The 15,799-nt window shown below is 48.0% G+C and carries 16 protein-coding genes and 1 riboswitch; of the genes, 8 read left to right on the top strand and 8 right to left on the bottom strand.

The features are described from left to right. Positions 1-169 precede the first annotated feature (169 nt). The 5 genes from BLS14_RS22760 to serS all read right to left on the bottom strand — a co-directional run bounded on the left by BLS14_RS22760 (position 170) and on the right by serS (position 5,962). Positions 170-1,276: an undecaprenyldiphospho-muramoylpentapeptide beta-N-acetylglucosaminyltransferase gene (locus BLS14_RS22760; protein WP_090954083.1), complete on the bottom strand. Its 1,107-nt coding sequence runs from the start codon at positions 1,274-1,276 to the stop codon at positions 170-172. Continuing rightward, the gene (locus BLS14_RS22765) at positions 1,225-2,250 is read right to left on the bottom strand and encodes a polysaccharide biosynthesis protein (protein WP_090954085.1); all 1,026 of its coding nucleotides are present in this window, start codon (positions 2,248-2,250) and stop codon (positions 1,225-1,227) included. The genes BLS14_RS22760 and BLS14_RS22765 overlap by 52 nt, the downstream gene beginning before the upstream one ends. A 169-nt stretch (positions 2,251-2,419) precedes the next feature. Next, a complete protein-coding gene (locus BLS14_RS22770) occupies positions 2,420-3,805 on the bottom strand; it encodes a sensor histidine kinase (protein WP_090954087.1) in 1,386 nt (461 codons plus the stop codon). After that, positions 3,798-4,445 (bottom strand): response regulator transcription factor, encoded by a 648-nt coding sequence (locus tag BLS14_RS22775; RefSeq protein WP_090810167.1) that lies wholly within the window; start codon positions 4,443-4,445, stop codon positions 3,798-3,800. The genes BLS14_RS22770 and BLS14_RS22775 overlap by 8 nt, the downstream gene beginning before the upstream one ends. Before the next feature lie 218 nt (positions 4,446-4,663). After that, positions 4,664-5,962 (bottom strand): serine--tRNA ligase, encoded by a 1,299-nt coding sequence (gene serS, locus BLS14_RS22780; protein ID WP_090954089.1) that lies wholly within the window; start codon positions 5,960-5,962, stop codon positions 4,664-4,666. A gap of 379 nt (positions 5,963-6,341) precedes the next feature. Between serS and BLS14_RS22785 the strand changes: the two genes are divergently transcribed. Next, positions 6,342-7,577 (top strand): MFS transporter, encoded by a 1,236-nt coding sequence (locus tag BLS14_RS22785; RefSeq protein ID WP_090954091.1) that lies wholly within the window; start codon positions 6,342-6,344, stop codon positions 7,575-7,577. 183 nt (positions 7,578-7,760) lie between these two features. On the opposite strand, the gene BLS14_RS22790 is transcribed toward BLS14_RS22785, so the two are convergent. Beyond that, positions 7,761-8,249: a DUF2798 domain-containing protein gene (locus BLS14_RS22790; RefSeq protein ID WP_063566240.1), complete on the bottom strand. Its 489-nt coding sequence runs from the start codon at positions 8,247-8,249 to the stop codon at positions 7,761-7,763. Positions 8,250-8,435: 186 nt separating this feature from the next. On the opposite strand from BLS14_RS22790, the gene BLS14_RS22795 reads away from it, so the two are divergent. The 7 genes from BLS14_RS22795 (at position 8,436) to BLS14_RS22825 (ending at position 14,232) form a co-directional block, all read left to right on the top strand. Continuing rightward, positions 8,436-8,822: a VOC family protein gene (locus BLS14_RS22795; RefSeq protein WP_064642680.1), complete on the top strand. Its 387-nt coding sequence runs from the start codon at positions 8,436-8,438 to the stop codon at positions 8,820-8,822. 17 nt (positions 8,823-8,839) lie between these two features. Further along, the gene (locus BLS14_RS22800; protein WP_072734946.1) at positions 8,840-9,595 is read left to right on the top strand and encodes an NAD-dependent epimerase/dehydratase family protein; all 756 of its coding nucleotides are present in this window, start codon (positions 8,840-8,842) and stop codon (positions 9,593-9,595) included. Positions 9,596-9,740: 145 nt separating this feature from the next. Continuing rightward, positions 9,741-9,853: riboswitch (TPP riboswitch) on the top strand. A gap of 221 nt (positions 9,854-10,074) precedes the next feature. After that, positions 10,075-11,115, top strand: a complete 1,041-nt coding sequence (locus BLS14_RS22805; protein ID WP_090954093.1) for an ABC transporter substrate-binding protein — start codon at positions 10,075-10,077, stop codon at positions 11,113-11,115. 223 nt (positions 11,116-11,338) lie between these two features. Further along, positions 11,339-11,629, top strand: a complete 291-nt coding sequence (locus tag BLS14_RS22810) for a thiamine-binding protein (protein ID WP_024632265.1) — start codon at positions 11,339-11,341, stop codon at positions 11,627-11,629. Continuing rightward, positions 11,629-12,387, top strand: coding sequence for an ABC transporter permease (locus tag BLS14_RS22815; protein ID WP_072734948.1), 759 nt, complete (start codon positions 11,629-11,631; stop codon positions 12,385-12,387). Before BLS14_RS22810 ends, BLS14_RS22815 begins: the two co-directional genes overlap by 1 nt. Before the next feature lie 43 nt (positions 12,388-12,430). Further along, positions 12,431-13,330: an ABC transporter ATP-binding protein gene (locus BLS14_RS22820; protein WP_256336638.1), complete on the top strand. Its 900-nt coding sequence runs from the start codon at positions 12,431-12,433 to the stop codon at positions 13,328-13,330. Between the two features lie 95 nt (positions 13,331-13,425). Continuing rightward, positions 13,426-14,232: a TatD family hydrolase gene (locus tag BLS14_RS22825; protein ID WP_090810161.1), complete on the top strand. Its 807-nt coding sequence runs from the start codon at positions 13,426-13,428 to the stop codon at positions 14,230-14,232. A 108-nt stretch (positions 14,233-14,340) separates the two neighbouring features. Here the strand turns inward: BLS14_RS22825 and nfsA are convergent, their stop codons facing one another. Further along, entirely contained in the window at positions 14,341-15,084 is a 744-nt protein-coding gene (nfsA, locus tag BLS14_RS22830; RefSeq protein WP_090810159.1) for an oxygen-insensitive NADPH nitroreductase, read from the bottom strand. Then, positions 15,068-15,676 carry a TetR family transcriptional regulator gene (locus tag BLS14_RS22835; protein ID WP_063566247.1) on the bottom strand — a complete coding sequence of 203 codons (609 nt, stop codon included), beginning with the start codon at positions 15,674-15,676 and terminating at the stop codon, positions 15,068-15,070. The genes nfsA and BLS14_RS22835 overlap by 17 nt, the downstream gene beginning before the upstream one ends. Positions 15,677-15,799 lie beyond the last annotated feature (123 nt).

A 15,799-nucleotide genomic window follows, 5' to 3' on the forward strand; every position in this document is an offset into this window, starting at 1 on the left:
TTTTAAAAATCTGGGGATAACAGCGATTGGAAGGTTATTCTGTCATCGGAGTGTTCAGTGTAAAATCTTTAGTTTTACTTATATAGTTTAATACAATAAACGTTTTGAGATAATCAGGATCGATACGATGAGCAAAAAGAACATGACCAGCAGCAGTTCGGGAAATCTTTTACTCATGTTCAGCTCTTTCTACCGAAGAAACCGTTGTATGAATAAGCTGCAGAACCTTGTCAACGGCGTTGTCCGTTCCACTCGCCTTCATATGGCCCACCATATGATCTCTCTCCTTATATACAAGGTCAATATCTCGCAGGAATGTCTGAGAAGTCAGCTCTTCTTCCTGGAGAACTCTTGCATAACCTCGCTCCTGAAAATACTTCGCGTTCAGCGTCTGTCCAACAAGAGATCCGCCGTTGGCATGGGGAATCAGGAGCATTGGCTTGCGGAGCAACAGCCACTCATGTATCGCATTGGAGCCAGCACGTGACACAACTATATCCGCCATAACCATTAGATCCGCAAGTTCTTCATGCACGTATTCAAATGCCTTGTAGCCTGCAAAATGTGGGAAGGATGAGTTCAATTTACCTGTACCACATATATGAATGATTTGATACCGCTTGAGCAGCTCTGGCAGTGTTTCAAGTACCATTTGATTAAGCTTTTCCGAACCCTGACTGCCACCCATAATTAACAGAATAGGTCTGTGGGAGACAAATCGGCAAAAATGAATCCCCCGTGCTCGGCTGCCAAGCTTCAACTCCTCCCGAATTATAGGTCCCACGTACATCGTCTTGTCTGACGCCTTAGAGGAAGCGAATGTCGCTGTATCCATAAACGTAGTACACATCATTTGAGCGTATCGCCGTGACAGCCTGTTGGCCAGTCCCGGATGAAGATCCGGCTCCAGAATCAGCACCGGAACCCGATTCCACCCGGCACCCACTACAGCAGGAACAGCCACGAATCCCCCTAACGAAAAGCATACATGTGGTTTAATTCGTAAAATGAGCAGATAAGCCTGCAGCACTCCAAGTATAATTTTGAACACATCGGAAATATTCGCCCACGCCCAATATCTTCTCAGCTTGCCTGTTGCAACCGCATGATAATGAACAGCCGGGATTTTGCCGATTAATTGGCGCTCGATGCCATGCTTGGAACCGATATAATGAATTTCCCATTGCTCCTGAAGCAATCTGGAGATCAGAATAAGGTTAGCTGTTACATGACCGGCGGAGCCGCCTCCTGTAAATATGATCCTCCGCTTGAACACAGAAATCCCCCTCTCCACAGCATGTCGCGAACCTCTGCCTTGGTCATGATGACATCTTCCGAATGGTATCCTCTGCCAGGAAGAACAGATGTTTCACAACCCTCTTTATCCGTTAATTTGGTTGAAGATGAAGCGGTGACAACAAAGTAGGACTTCTCCTCTTCCACTTCCCTAACGTTTTCCCAATCTGAAATCAGCGTTTCATAAAGCCGTTCTCCCGGACGGGCACCGATGAAATGTATCGGAACATGCTTTTGCCCAGCATCCTCTGCCAAAACCTGTGCGATATCCGTTATTTTGCAGGATGGCATTCGGGGTACAATAATCTCGCCGCCCTCGCATTGCTCCATGGCCGACAGGAGAATTTCCACGGCGTCTCCAAGGGGAAGAAAAAAACGTGTCATTCTGGAATCGGTAATGCTGAGTGGCTGCTTCAACTCAAGCTGGCGTTTGAATAACGGTACTACGCTGCCTGTGGATCCAAGAACATTCCCGCTTCGTACACAAGCAAAGCTTGTAGCGGAACGACTGTCAGCTAATAAGATCAATTTTTCCCCGATGGCTTTGGTCATCCCGTACATGCTGGAAGGATTCGCTGCTTTGTCCGTAGAGACGTATACCACCTTCCGCACGCCATTCTCGATTGCAGCATCAATGACGTTCTGCGTTCCGGTTATATTGGTTTTGACCGCACAATCCGGTTGGTCCTCACAGACCGGAACATGTTTAAGCGCCGCAAGATGAAAGACATAATCTACATCCTTACAGGCACCTGCCAGCTCCCATCGGTCTCTGATATCCCCCAGTACAAACTTCACTCTCGGGTCAGAGATGGTTTGTCTCATTTGAGCCTGAAGCGATTCATTTCGTGAGAAAATACGAACCTCTTTCGGCTCCTGAACGAGCAATTGTTTGACCAACTCTTCTCCCCATGAGCCTGTGCCTCCTGTTATTAAAAAGGTTTTATTGAACATCGGATATCCCTCCATGAATTAAGTTCTGATTTGGTGATAGGCCTATCCTAAGGCAATTGTGTTACATCAGTATGACAGGGGAACAATTGGCTTTCCCCAACATGAAAAAGGCTCTAATTCAGGTTGCTTCTCACACAAAAAAACCACCATTTGCATGGCGGCTCCTTCATTAACGTTGTATTAAAGGTAAAGAAAAATAAAACATAACTTCTCCATCGGCTACGCTAAGGCCATAGTCGGCATGGTGATTCTCCAGAATCGTCCGGGCAATAGATAAGCCCAGACCCGTCCCGCTAAACTTTTTGCTGCGCGAACTATCCATTACATAGAAAGGCTCCCAAACCTGATCCCACTGTTCATGCTCTTCCTTATCCGTTTCATTGGCGATACCGAAATGTGCCGCTTCCCCTTTCAGTTCAAGGGTAATGGTTATTCGGTCACCGCTTGTATATTTCACCGCGTTGGTCATCCAATTGTGCAGAACAGACTCCAGCTTCCGTCGATCAGCCAGCACCCATGTCTCGGCAGTCCATCGATCCTCCACCTCCACATGCAAGCCATGCTGCTGAAATACGGTTTCATAGGTATGAAGGGTCTCCTTGAGCAGTTGGCGAAGATCAACAGGTTCAAAATCATATACTTCGGCCTGCAGACGGGATAGCTCCAACAGACGGTCAATTAAACCAGCCAGCTCTTCGCTCTGTTGCTGAATTACTCCAGCATAGGTTCCGTCATCTAAGCCATCCTGAATACCAGAGGCATAAACTCGAATCAGGGAAAGCGGCGTTTTCAATTCATGCGAGATATCCGAGATGAACGTTCGCAGATTGGCGTTTTTTATTTCCAAAGAATGTTGCGCCTGCTGCAATTTGTCGCTCATCACATTGATGCTGCGTCCTAAAGACTCAATCTCATCACCTGTCTTTATATCAACTTTCGTAAACGATAAATTGGAAATGGCCTCAGCTGTTTCGCTTAGCTTCGCGAGCGGTTTAACAATCCGGGCAGTATACAACACGGAAAGCAGGATAAGCAACAGCAGCATGCCGAGCCATATGTACGCGTTGAACTGATTAATAATTCGAATCGTCTCCGATGAATGGGAGATGGATTCGCCGACAGCAAACACGGAATCCCCCACCTTCACAAAGTTCACGAGAAAGCTTGATTTCAGCTTGGTCTGATCATAGAATTTATTAACCCTGGCACCCTCACGCAGCGCAGAGATACTCTCTTCTGTCAGCCAAAATTTACTAAGAGCAATTCCCTTGCGGTTATATTGAAATAACAATTGATCGTTAATATCATTCACACTATCCTTCAACGATGCATAAGCGATAGCGACCTCGTATTGCGTTTCAAGACTCTCAATCCGTGATAGCTGATCGCCATGTTCTGAAGCAGAGATTTCAGTCGTTAACTCGGCCAACTTCTGCTTTTTCTGATACAAAAAATAGCTAGGCAGGAAAAACGTATTGACGATAAAGGATAGGAAGAAGACAACACACAATGCACTGATTATGCGCACGAGCAGTTTACGGGTCAGTTTACTCATCTTGATCCTCTAGGCAATAACCCATTCCCCGGTACGTTTTGATTGAATCTTCTCCAACTTTCTCACGCAGTCTGCGGATATGAGTGTCTACCGTACGCTCCTCGCCGAAGTAATCGAAACCCCACACCTGATCCAGCAATATTTTACGGGTTACGATCTGCCCCTTATTCATTCCCAGAACCTTCATTAATTCGAATTCCTTATGGGTAGCCCCTACATCCACTCCACGACGGTAAACCTTCTGGCCTTCCAGATCGACAGTCAGTTCTCCCACAATGATTTTGGAGGAAAGTTGCAGCAGCTTCTTTACACGCAATAGCAGGATACGCGAATCAAACGGCTTGCGCAGATAATCATCCGCTCCGGCCTTCAAGGCAAGAAATTCATCATCCGATTCCCCTTTGGCTGTCAGCAGCAGTACCTTCGCACGACTCGTACGCTTGATTTCCCGGCACACCTCAACACCGCTGCGTCCTGGCATCATCCAATCCAAAACCGCCAAATCGATTTGATTATTATAAAAGAGATTCAGGGCTGCTTCCCCATCCTCGGCTAAAAACACCTGAAAGCCCTCTTTAACGAAATAGGCTTTTAATATTTGCAGCATCAACGGCTCATCATCCGCGAGTAGCAGGTTCATATCTGCGCCTCCTTTCCAAACTGCATTCTACTATACAATCTGTACGTTACAGCTGTGTGACATACCCATCTGGTTTGGCCATTTCCCGCATTCCTGTACTGCGGTAACCGTAGCATAAAAACGCTGCCCACCTTCACCGGTCCCAAAATCACAGGCAAAACAAAAAGGAACCCTCACAAGGGTTCCCTTTTTACTTCTCCACACAGCTTGTAATCCTTTTAATTCTCTTCATCCTGGTGCGCCAAAACCAAATATTCAGCACCGCCCATATAAGGCTGAAGTGCGGCTGGAATACGAATGCTTCCATCCGCCTGCTGATGATTCTCCAGCAATGGAATCAGAATGCGTGGTGAAGCCACAGCCGTATTGTTCAACGTATGGCAGTAGGCAAGCTTACCTTGGGCATCGCGACAACGAATATTCGAACGCCGAGCCTGGAAATCATGCAGATTCGACGACGAATGTGTCTCCCCGTACGCATTGCGGCTTGGCATCCAGGTTTCAATATCGTACTGTTTGTACGTTTTCTGCGACATATCCCCTGTACACACAGCCACCACTCGATAAGGCAGTTCCAGCAATTGCAGTAATTCCTCGGCGTGTCCCGTAATTTCCTGCAGCATTCGCTCCGATTCTTCCGCATCCGGTGCACAGAGAATGACTTGTTCCACTTTGGCAAATTGATGTACCCGGTACAATCCGCGTACATCCCGCCCGCCTGAGCCAACCTCACTGCGGAAACACGTCGATGTAGCAGCCAGCTTGATTGGCTCCTGCACATCCACAATCTCATCCGCATAATACGAAACCAGCGGCACTTCCGATGTTCCCACCAGCCACTTGTTCTCGCCTACTAATTCATAGACCTGATCCCGTCCTGTGGGGAAGAACCCCGTGTTCAAAAGCGTATTCTCCCTCACCATCAGAGGAACTTCCATTGGCGTAAATCCATGCTTCAGCAGCAGATCAAGCGCAAGTTGCTGTACAGCCCGGTGCAGGAGAAGCCCTGCTCCTTTGAGCACATAGCTTCGTGTTCCGCCGATTTTCACCCCACGTGGGATGTCGATTAGATCATGCCGTTCACCAAGTTCCACGTGATCCTTGGCCTCATAATCGAATACCGGCAGCTCACCCACACGTCGCAGCTCCACATTATCCTCATCCGATGCACCCACTGGCGTGTCTGGCGATACAACATTGGGTACCAACCATTGCAGCCTTGTCACTTCCTCTTGCACAACGGCAAGCTTGGCTTCAACTTGCTCTAACTGACCATTCAGCTGTTTCACCTGTTCCCTTAAACCCTCGGCCTGTTCACGCTCACCAGCTTGCATCAGTCTGCCAATATCTGCAGATAACGAATTACGTACTCTACGTCCTTCTTCCGTCTCCAGTAAAAGTGCTCTGCGCTCCTCGTCCCGTTCCAACAATTCGCGAATACTGATATTCATTCTCTTGCCAACTGCCGCAGCTTGCACCTCTTCTGCATGCTCCCGAATCCACTTCATTTCCAACATGGTCACCGTCTCCTTTGGCTGTAAAAATACAAAGAGCGCCCTCATCCCTTGGGACGAGGAGCGCTCTGCTCGCGGTGCCACCCAACTTGCCAAACCAGAATATTCTGGTTCAGCCTCTTGGTCCGCGATAACGGGCGGTTCCGGTTAACTTGGGGAATAACGCTCCCCTGGCGAAAACGCCTCCGAGTTGGATGCTCTTCAACGGCATGGTCCGATCTGTAATTGTTGTTTTTCAGTATATACGAACTTTAGCCTCCATTGCAAGTTATCCGTGCAGACCCTTACATGTCCTGTTATGATAGAGATTGTTTGTTTTTAGGAAATACTCCTGAATGGCAGACTTACTACATAACATAATATCAAGAAGGAGTTTTTCTTCATGAAAAAATTGCTTTGGATTGGATGCTTGTCCTATTTCCTCATCGGACTTGCCCACGTCGTTCTCGGCTCCATCCTGCCCGTTGCCCTTGAACATTATGGCAAGGATTATAGTCAGGGAGGCACACTGATATTTGCCCAATTTGCCGGGTTCCTGGGTGGTGTACTGTTATCTCCGTGGTTGAATAAACGCTTTGGTAAACGAGGTGGCATATTAATTGCCGCAGCTCTGCTCTGCATTGCAGAGTTATCCTATATGCTGCTGCCTCCTTGGGGCTGGATGTTCGTCATTGCACCTGCAGCCGGATTCGGATTCGGTATGATAGAAGCTGTCATCGGTACAATCATCATTGCTGCAATTAAAGATAATACGGCGGTTGCCATGAGCCGACTTGAAGTGTTATTTGGTATCGGCGCCATGGTCATGCCTCTCATTGCCAGCGGTCTGATTTCTGCCGGGTACTGGCGCATGTCGTTCCTCGTGGTTGCCGTCTGTGCAGCGATGACTTTTATCTTCTGGGCCAAAAGTTCATTCGGTGAGCTGGACAACGAGCTGAGTCGACGCAGCTCAGACCAGACTCCTGTACACACTCACGCTGCTGAATCGCCAAATGGATCGAATCCTGAAGACATTAAACCAACTCGTTCAACCTATCACGGCCGTAATTTGGCTCTTCTGTCTTTATTTGTTCTATTTTTCTTTCTCTATGTCGGCACTGAAATGAGCCTTGCCAACTTCATGCCAGCCATTCTGATTGAGAAAATGAACATGAAGGAAGCAGGTGCTGCACTTAGTGTTACCTGCTTCTGGATCGCCATGTCTGTTGGGCGACTGTTTGCCGGATATATTGCGGAGAAATTCCAATATCGCGTCTACGTTCTGTACAGTTGCCTTGCAGCAGTTGTACTGCTGATGATCTTTCCTTTTACCAACCAGATCTGGTCGGCATTTCTGATCATCCTGTTGCTCGGGCTTGCACTATCGGGCGTGTTCTCCATTGCCCTCGTCTTCGCCAGCAAAATGCTGCCTGGAACAGAAGAATCAACGCCCAGCATCCTGATAGCATCAGGTGGTGTTGGTGGTGCCATTCTGCCTTTGGTTACAGGCTGGAGTTTGGACCATCTGGAAGTTAACCAGTCGGCGTGGATGCTTGCCATTTTTGCAGTTGGTCTGCTGATTATCAGCGTGATCGCGTATCAATGGCAGCGCAGGCATACTGTGAGTTCAGCATCGTAATATCTACCGAACAGAAGATAAATTAAATTCAATAAATCATAGCTGGTAAAAAGATAGGCTTCGTAGCGTGAATGCTACGAGGTCTTTTTTGATTTGAAAATGAACAATTACTTCTTTATCTTAGTGCAGTGGACGATTGCCCAGGAAATACTTTCAGATGCTCTAAATCGGAACTAACGTTATTTAGGTTGTGGGGACTACACTCCCTTTATCCTTAATGAATTTACCGAATACATATCGAACGAGTGGTCCCAGAATAATAATTTGGTAAGGAAGCGCCAGGCTAAAATTACGAGCAATCGTATGAAGATACGTACTTAGTACGGATGCTCCATTTAACTGATTCGCAAGATAAGCGGAAATCATTCCGTACAAGGACATAATCAGAACCATTCCAATGACCATGAAAAATGACATAGCGAGCACGCCTAGGATTTTGTTGGACTTGTCAAAAGGTAAGGAAAATGCAATTTTTCGCGCTACAGGTCCGACAATAAAGGACTCCACCAGAAATGCAATGACAAAGCACAATATGAACTGAAGCAATATTTCAAGCGCGGACATCTTGCTCAATAACCCATTGTGCCATAAATTGAAGGCCATCATGACGATGACCATTCCTGTGCACATCATCATTCCAAAAATAATCTGTTCTTTCTTCGTTGTTGGCAATTCTCTCATCCTCTCTGTTTACCTTCGTAATTATAGAGATGACGAACCCCTCCTCATAAGTGAACATTCTGTGAACAATTATAATTTTTCCAAATTAAAATCCTATTTGACAACCTCGTAGTACAGCCCTATGATATCCCTTAAAATGGTAGAAAAGATTCAATGCATATAAGGAGGATTTGGATTATGAGTTTTCAAAAGCGCATTGACCACGTCGGCATTGCCGTTCGTGATCTAGAGACCACGCTGCGTTTCTATACGGAGATTGTTGGTCTTGAATTGAAAGATCGGGTAACCCACACCAACGGTGTCATTCAGCTCGCCTTTCTCGGCTTCAACGGAAGCGATGAGACTGAGATTGAGTTGATTCAGGGATACAGCGACAAGCTGCCTTCCGAAGGTACGGTGCATCATTTTGCTATCCATGTCGATGACCTTGAGTCTGAGTACAACCGCATTAAGGCAACTGAGGCCGAGTTTATTGATGGAGAGATGATTACACTGCCTAACGGTTACCGTTATTTCTTCATCTATGGACCCGAGAAGGAATGGATTGAGTTCTTCCAGCGCTAAGAATTGGAGCTGATTTAATGAACATTTTAATTACCGGCGCAGCCGGAAAAATTGGACGTGACTTGTCCCAACACTTGTCAGAAGCATTTCACCTGCGACTAACGGATTTGAATATCGACAGACTGCATACGTATCAAGGGACAAGCCATGAGATCATGACACTTGATGTGACAGATCCCGAAGCCTGTCAGCACGCTTGCGAAGGCATGGATGTGGTTGTACATCTGGCGGGAGATCCTTCCCCGCATGCCGGATTCTATGAATCGTTGTTGGACATCAATATCAAAGGTACATTTAATGTATTCCGTGCAGCTAAGGACCAAGGTGTGCGGAGAGTCATTCTGGCAAGCAGTGCACAGACGATCGAGGGGTATCCCATTGATGCTCAAGTCTATCCGGACATGCCGACACGCCCACGGAATTTGTACGGAGTTAGCAAATGTTTTGGTGAATCGCTCGCTTCCTATTTTGCATATACCGAAGGTTTACAAAGTGTAGCAATACGTATAGGTGCATATGATGATTTCCAACCGGATGGACCCGCGCTGGAGGCAAGGGATATGAGCGCGTATATTAGTCCGGCTGACTTGTGTGATTTGATGTTCAAAGCAATTACAACTACAGATCTGGAGCCCTTCACCATACTGCATGGGATCTCGAATAATCGGTTTAAACGATTGAATCTGGAAACCACTCAGAAACAGGTAGGCTATGACCCGAAATCCGATGCTTTTGCACTCAGTCAGATTTCCTTATATGATTCGCCACGATAATTGTTGAAAATCACACATCTAGAGAGGTCGTTATACGCATGTATAATGGCCTCTTTGATTCATTCATACGTGCCCCTATCCAGTTCCTGACTGGACATGCGTGGGCCTCTGGCCTATAATTACACCTAGTAATGCCCGTAACTTCATAGTTTCCCAGGGGAGTCGGAATAGGCCGGCTGAGAGTGTATCCCACCAAGATACTGACCCTTAGACCTGATCTGGATCATGCCAGCGTAGGAATCGGAGTATATCGAATTGGCCCAGCCTCTTTGCTGAGTGCCACATCTCTAACGCCTGCACGCGTCCCGGATTAACGGGGCGCTTTTTTAATGTTCTTTTATATAGCCAGAGAGCTAAAAAAAGTGACGTCATCCGGATCATAGCTGGTATAAATCTGTCGATTTATGCAAGAAGCTTGGATATGAAGCCAAGGAGTACCCCGCGCCACTGGCCGGACAACATGAAGGAGAGAAATGAAGATGAGATGGCGTAAAATGATGGGCCTAATGCTCTTGTGCGTACTACTCGTGGCTGTGGCCGCATGTGGCGGCAAAGAAGCTGCACCTTCAGGAGAAAATGGCAGCAGCAACACCGAAAACAGCAATGAAGGTGACAACGCAGCCCTCAAGGACATTAAAGTGGTGCTGGATTGGACACCAAATACGAATCATACCGGACTGTATGCGGCCGTAGATCAAGGTTTTTACAAAGCTGAAGGCTTAAATGTCGAGATTGTACAACCAGGTGCCGGAGGCGCGGATACAATGGTGGCTTCGAACGAAGTGCCTTTTGGCGTAAGTTATCAGGAGAGTGTGACCCAGGCCCGCACACAGGGCGTACCGCTCGTGTCCATTGCTGCAGTCATTCAGCATAACACGTCCGGATTTGCCGCTCCGGTGGACCGGAACATCAAATCCCCCAAAGATTTTGAAGGTAAAACCTATGGTGGCTGGGGCTCTCCGGTGGAAGAAGCTGTGATGCAGTCCATTATGGAAGGCGAAGGCGCCGATGTATCCAAAGTAAAAAATATTAGCATGGGCGATGCAGACTTCTTCACCGCTGTGAAACGCGATATCGACTTTGCCTGGATCTTCTACGCGTGGACGGGCATTGAAGCCGAACTGCGCGGGGAACCGATCGACATGTTATATGTGAAAGATTATTCCGATTCACTGGACTACTACACACCTGTACTCGTTACCAATGAAAAGACGATTCAGAACGATCCCGAGCTGGTTAAAGCGTTCTTGAAAGCGACTTCCGAAGGATATCAATACGCGATTGAACATCCCGAAGACGCTGCCAACATTCTGATCAAGGCCGTACCGGATCTGGATAAGGATCTTGTACTCGCAAGCCAGAAGTGGCTGAGTCCAAAATATCAGGATGACGCACCACGCTGGGGTGAGCAGAAGCAGGAAGTATGGCAGAACTACACGGATTGGATGTTTAGCAAAAAACTGCTCGATGAGCAGGTAGATGTATCCAAAGCATATACAAACGAGTTCTTACCCCAATAAAATTATCCATATAAAACGAACTTAGTATTTACACGATGACGAAGAGGACAGAAATAACGTGAAAAAGCGAAGCGTTCGCCTTTATCACCGGATTTTCCCTTTGGAGAAGGGAATCAAAAAAATCTGGGGATAACAGCGATTGGAAGGTTATTCTGTCATCGAAGTGGCAAGTGTAACAGTCATTAGTTCATTTTATATATTTCGAAAGGAAAAGTGATCTCTCATGGCAAGCACACTACTTAGCATTCAAGTCATTCCCAAAACGCCAAATGGCGAAAATTCCTATCCTTATGTTGATCGTGCGATTGAAGTCATTCAGCAGTCTGGCTTGAAATATCAGGTTAATCCACTGGATACTACGATGGAGGGAGAACTGGAGGAACTGCTGGAGGTTGTCCGCAAAATGCACGAAGTTCTCGTGGAAGCTGGCAGCCCTAGCATCATCTCACAGATCAAAATCGCCCATAGCCCAAGTGGCTTCAGCATGGACACCCTGACGGAGAAATATCGCTAATGCATGCCTATTGGAAAAGCGTATGGCCGCCCTTTGTGGCGGTTATTCTCTTTATAGCGATATGGCAGGGAGCCGTCTCCCTGTTCCATATTGAGAAATGGATGCTGCCTGCGCCTTCGGACATCGCCCATGAAGCAGCATCCCAGGCCGAGCGACTTGGCATGCATGCATCGGCAACAATCCAGCTGACATTAATAGGATTTGCAGCAGGTACGCTCGTGGGATTACTGATTGCGATGGTGCTGCATCTGATTCCATTTTTGAAATCTGCACTCTATCCATTACTTATTCTTAGTCAAAATATACCGACCATTGCGCTTGCTCCGCTCTTGCTGATCTGGTTCGGATTTGGGCTGCTGCCCAAACTGATTACCATCATCCTGGTCTGCTTCTTCCCGGTGGCTGTAGCTGCCATGGACGGGTTGACCCGCACCGATGCGGCGATGATGAACTATATGCGCATGGCTGGTGCAAAACGCGGCCAAATTTTCTGGAAGCTCGAACTTCCACATGCATTGCCCTCGGTGTTCTCGGGGATTAAAATTGCCGCTACGTACAGCGTCATGGGTGCGATTATCGCCGAATGGATCGGTGCAGATAAGGGCATCGGCTATTATATGATGCTGCAAAAATCAGCCTATCGGACGGATCGTCTTTTCGTGGCAATCATGATTATTGTGGCATTGAGTCTGCTGCTCTTCCTGCTCATTGCGCTATTGGAGAAGCTGCTCGTACGCTGGCGTCCACAAAAGCGATAACTTTGAAATATGCACCATATAAAGGTTAGGAAGTGATGACAAGATGACACCCGAACACAACGAGCGGGTAGCTACTGCGCCGGATGAAGGTGCAACCACTCCAACGAGTAGCGGGAGTCCTGAATATGGAACCGTGGCCTTACCTGCACATCATTCTTCACCAGCGTTGGAAGTATTAGACGTGAATGCTTCGTTCCGGGAGCGACGCAGCACATTGCCCGTTCTGGATGGCCTGTCCCTGACCGTGGAACAAGGAGAATTCGTAGCCATCGTCGGCCCTTCCGGCTGTGGCAAAAGCACCCTGTTTCACATCATCGGCGGTCTGCTGAAACCTCAGGAGGGCCAAATCCTGATGAATGGTCAGGATGTCACCGGACAACGCGGCAAGATTAGCTATATGCCGCAGCAGCCTGCCCTCTTCCCATGGCGTACCATTGAGGACAATGTGCTGCTTGCAGGTGAAGTGTCTTCGGATGCACCACCCCGAGCAGAGGCGCTTGCAGATGCCCGGAAGTGGCTGAGCAGTGTCGGACTGGCTGGGTTCGAACAAGCCTATCCGCATATGTTATCGGGCGGCATGCAGCAGCGGGTTGCCTTTCTGCGCGCCCTGCTCAGTCCGCAGGAGCTGATGCTGCTAGACGAGCCTTTTAGTGCGCTGGATGCACTGACCCGTAGCGACATGCAGCGCTGGCTGCTCGATATCTGGGAACAGAACCGCCGCTCGGTGCTGTTCATTACGCATAATATCGAGGAAGCATTATTGCTTGCGGACCGTATCTATGTTTTATCAAATCGGCCTGCGGCTGTACTTCACGAGGTCGATGTTCCCTTTGATCGTCCACGTCGCGAAGCGATCACGGAGGAATCTGCTTTTCTTGAACGGAAACGGCAGATTTCCCAGTGGATGAGAGAAGAACAGCAGAAAACCCGCCTATCTAAATAGTGCGGGTTTTTGAGTTATTTTTTCCCTAAAATGGGTGATCCAAGACAAACTATCCTGCGTATCATTGGTAAAAGACAAAAAGGAGGGGTCCATCCATGCAATCAACCGCTTTTGCACCCTTGATCGATGCCCATCTTCACCTGGACAAATATACACCTGAAGAACAACGTGAGATGCTGCATTCCTTCCCATCCCAGCAGGTTGAGGCTGTCATCGCCGTTTCCATGAATCTGGCTTCTGCCCAGAGTAACCTAGAAGTAGCTTCCCAATACCCTCGTACCGTATATCCGGCCTTTGGGTTCCATCCCGAGCAGCCCCTGCCGTCCCTGGCAGAGCAGGATCTATTTATCAAATGGATCGAAAAGCATATGGGACAAGCCACAGCGATTGGGGAAGTTGGATTGCCTTATTACAACCGACAGGAAGCCGAACAGGCAGGACAGTACTTTGATCAGAGCGGCTATATCGATCTGTTGGAGCGATTTATCCAGCTAGCGAAACGGCACGGTAAACCGATTGTGCTGCACGCTGTATACGAGGATGCCGATATCGCCTGTGACCTGCTGGAGCAATATCAACATCGCCGGGCACATTTTCACTGGTTCAAAGGTTCCAAGGGGACCGTCCAGCGAATGGCTGACAACGGATACTTCGTCTCATTTACACCTGATATCATATACGAAGAGGAAATTCGCGAATTAGCTCGCCAGTATCCTTCCGAGCAGGTTATGGCAGAGACTGATGGACCTTGGCCTTTCGAGGGACCTTTCCAGGGAAGAATGACGCACCCTGCCATGACCAGACAGGTCATTCAAGCGTGGAGTGAAGTGACCGGTATGGGAACGGAGCGGGCTGCGCGTCTCTTTTATCAGAATACGAAACGCTTCTACGGTCTTCCTTAGGTCCGAATTGGCATCCATTCTTGTGCTGGTTCCTCAACTAAATAGATATAGTATGCAAAAAAAGAAGTCAGTCGGCATCTGCCGAACTGACTTCTTTTGAATTTACACTTAACGTTTCAAGAATCCTTTGCCTTCGAGGAATGGCTTCATCTGTAGACGTACCGGTTCTGTGAGGCGTTTCGCCATCATTTCGGACCACGATGTAGAACGTTCCCCTTGAGTGCGCTCCTTCATGTATGCAGCAGTCGTTTCGTCATAGCTCTCGACGCCTTTGAGAGTCTGCTCGGCGTTATAGCGGCCATGGTGCAGGACAGCATCCAGTGGTAGACGCGGACGAATACCCGTATCCTGATCAGCAACACCAATGCACATTCCATATACTGGATAGACGCCGTCGGGCAAACCCAATACTTCGCTCACTTCCTCAATACGGTTGCGCAGCCCGCCAATATATACAATTCCGAAACCTAGTGACTCTGCTGCAAGCGCAGCATTTTGCGATGCGAGTGCAACATCAATGGTGGCCACCATAAAGTTTTCAGTGGAGTCCTCATAGGATTCCTTTTCAGGCAAATGACGCTTGGCAGCATCACTCAGGCGATAAAGGTCAGCACACCATACGAGAAACACAGGGCATTCATTGACGTAAGACTGATTGCCTGCCAATTCAGCCAATTTGGCCTTCTGCTCCTGTTCGGTAACAGCAATTATAGTATAGGCCTGCACACTACTTGAAGAGGAAGCCATCTGCCCGGCCGCCACGATTGCTGCCAGCTGCTCCTCACTTACCGGGTCTGGCTTGAATTTCCGCACAGAGCGGTGTTTCATCATCAATTCAATGGTTTCGTTCATTGCTATTCACTCCCAATCCTCGTAGTACGAATTCAATGGTTTGCTCAGCCAGTTCATCTGTGTTCATATCCTGATAGTCAAAGCTAAACCGCGAATTCTTAGCCCGTTTGTGCGCCAAAGCCACACCCATGACCTGAAGCATCGCATAAGATACGGACTCGATCTGAAACACGCCCTGCTCCTTGCCTTCTTGCAGCAGTTCTCTCACTCTGGTCCAGACGGGGTCCAAAAAACGAAACACGGTAGCTGTGCGATGGGTACGCAGTGTAATTTCAAGCTGCACAATATCGCTCATCTCCCGGTCCGTCATCGTGAATTTTACGACTTCACCTATGATTCGTCGGATACCCTCCACGGGGGAGGACATGGACTCTTCAGCCAACTCGTTCATCATATGATCAGGAAAAAAGTGCTCAAATAATGCTTCGAACACCTTTTCTTTTCCACCAAAATGATACGAGACCAGCGATACATTCGCACCCGCCTCATCACAGATTTGACGAACACTTGTCCCGTCATACCCCTGCTGTGCAAAAAGCTTCTTGGCTGCAAGCAAAATCCTCGTTTTTATATCCAATTCCGGTTCCGTCATTCCGTCCGCTCCTCTTGTCCGTTCTATTCATTTGCTTCAGCTCACCGGGCTGCAGCGAGACTACTCTATCGTTTCATTATGAAAGTTTGTGCATCAAAGCGCAAGGTGTGCCGCCTGTGGTTC

Source organism: Paenibacillus sp. OK060 (assembly GCF_900101205.1).
Classification (GTDB): Bacteria; Bacillota; Bacilli; order Paenibacillales; family Paenibacillaceae; genus Paenibacillus; species Paenibacillus marchantiae.

What these genes read in the sequence shown, in the direction of transcription:
- BLS14_RS22785 (WP_090954091.1), top strand. Translation starts at nt 6,342, where the DNA reads ATGAAAAAATTGCTTTGGATTGGATGCTTGTCCTATTTCCTCATCGGA.
- serS (WP_090954089.1), bottom strand. Translation starts at nt 5,962, where the DNA reads ATGTTGGAAATGAAGTGGATTCGGGAGCATGCAGAAGAGGTGCAAGCT.
- BLS14_RS22810 (WP_024632265.1), top strand. Translation starts at nt 11,339, where the DNA reads ATGGCAAGCACACTACTTAGCATTCAAGTCATTCCCAAAACGCCAAAT.
- BLS14_RS22800 (WP_072734946.1), top strand. Translation starts at nt 8,840, where the DNA reads ATGAACATTTTAATTACCGGCGCAGCCGGAAAAATTGGACGTGACTTG.
- BLS14_RS22815 (WP_072734948.1), top strand. Translation starts at nt 11,629, where the DNA reads ATGCATGCCTATTGGAAAAGCGTATGGCCGCCCTTTGTGGCGGTTATT.
- BLS14_RS22795 (WP_064642680.1), top strand. Translation starts at nt 8,436, where the DNA reads ATGAGTTTTCAAAAGCGCATTGACCACGTCGGCATTGCCGTTCGTGAT.
- nfsA (WP_090810159.1), bottom strand. Translation starts at nt 15,084, where the DNA reads ATGAACGAAACCATTGAATTGATGATGAAACACCGCTCTGTGCGGAAA.
- BLS14_RS22770 (WP_090954087.1), bottom strand. Translation starts at nt 3,805, where the DNA reads ATGAGTAAACTGACCCGTAAACTGCTCGTGCGCATAATCAGTGCATTG.
- BLS14_RS22765 (WP_090954085.1), bottom strand. Translation starts at nt 2,250, where the DNA reads ATGTTCAATAAAACCTTTTTAATAACAGGAGGCACAGGCTCATGGGGA.
- BLS14_RS22805 (WP_090954093.1), top strand. Translation starts at nt 10,075, where the DNA reads ATGAGATGGCGTAAAATGATGGGCCTAATGCTCTTGTGCGTACTACTC.
- BLS14_RS22820 (WP_256336638.1), top strand. Translation starts at nt 12,431, where the DNA reads ATGACACCCGAACACAACGAGCGGGTAGCTACTGCGCCGGATGAAGGT.
- BLS14_RS22835 (WP_063566247.1), bottom strand. Translation starts at nt 15,676, where the DNA reads ATGACGGAACCGGAATTGGATATAAAAACGAGGATTTTGCTTGCAGCC.
- BLS14_RS22775 (WP_090810167.1), bottom strand. Translation starts at nt 4,445, where the DNA reads ATGAACCTGCTACTCGCGGATGATGAGCCGTTGATGCTGCAAATATTA.
- BLS14_RS22825 (WP_090810161.1), top strand. Translation starts at nt 13,426, where the DNA reads ATGCAATCAACCGCTTTTGCACCCTTGATCGATGCCCATCTTCACCTG.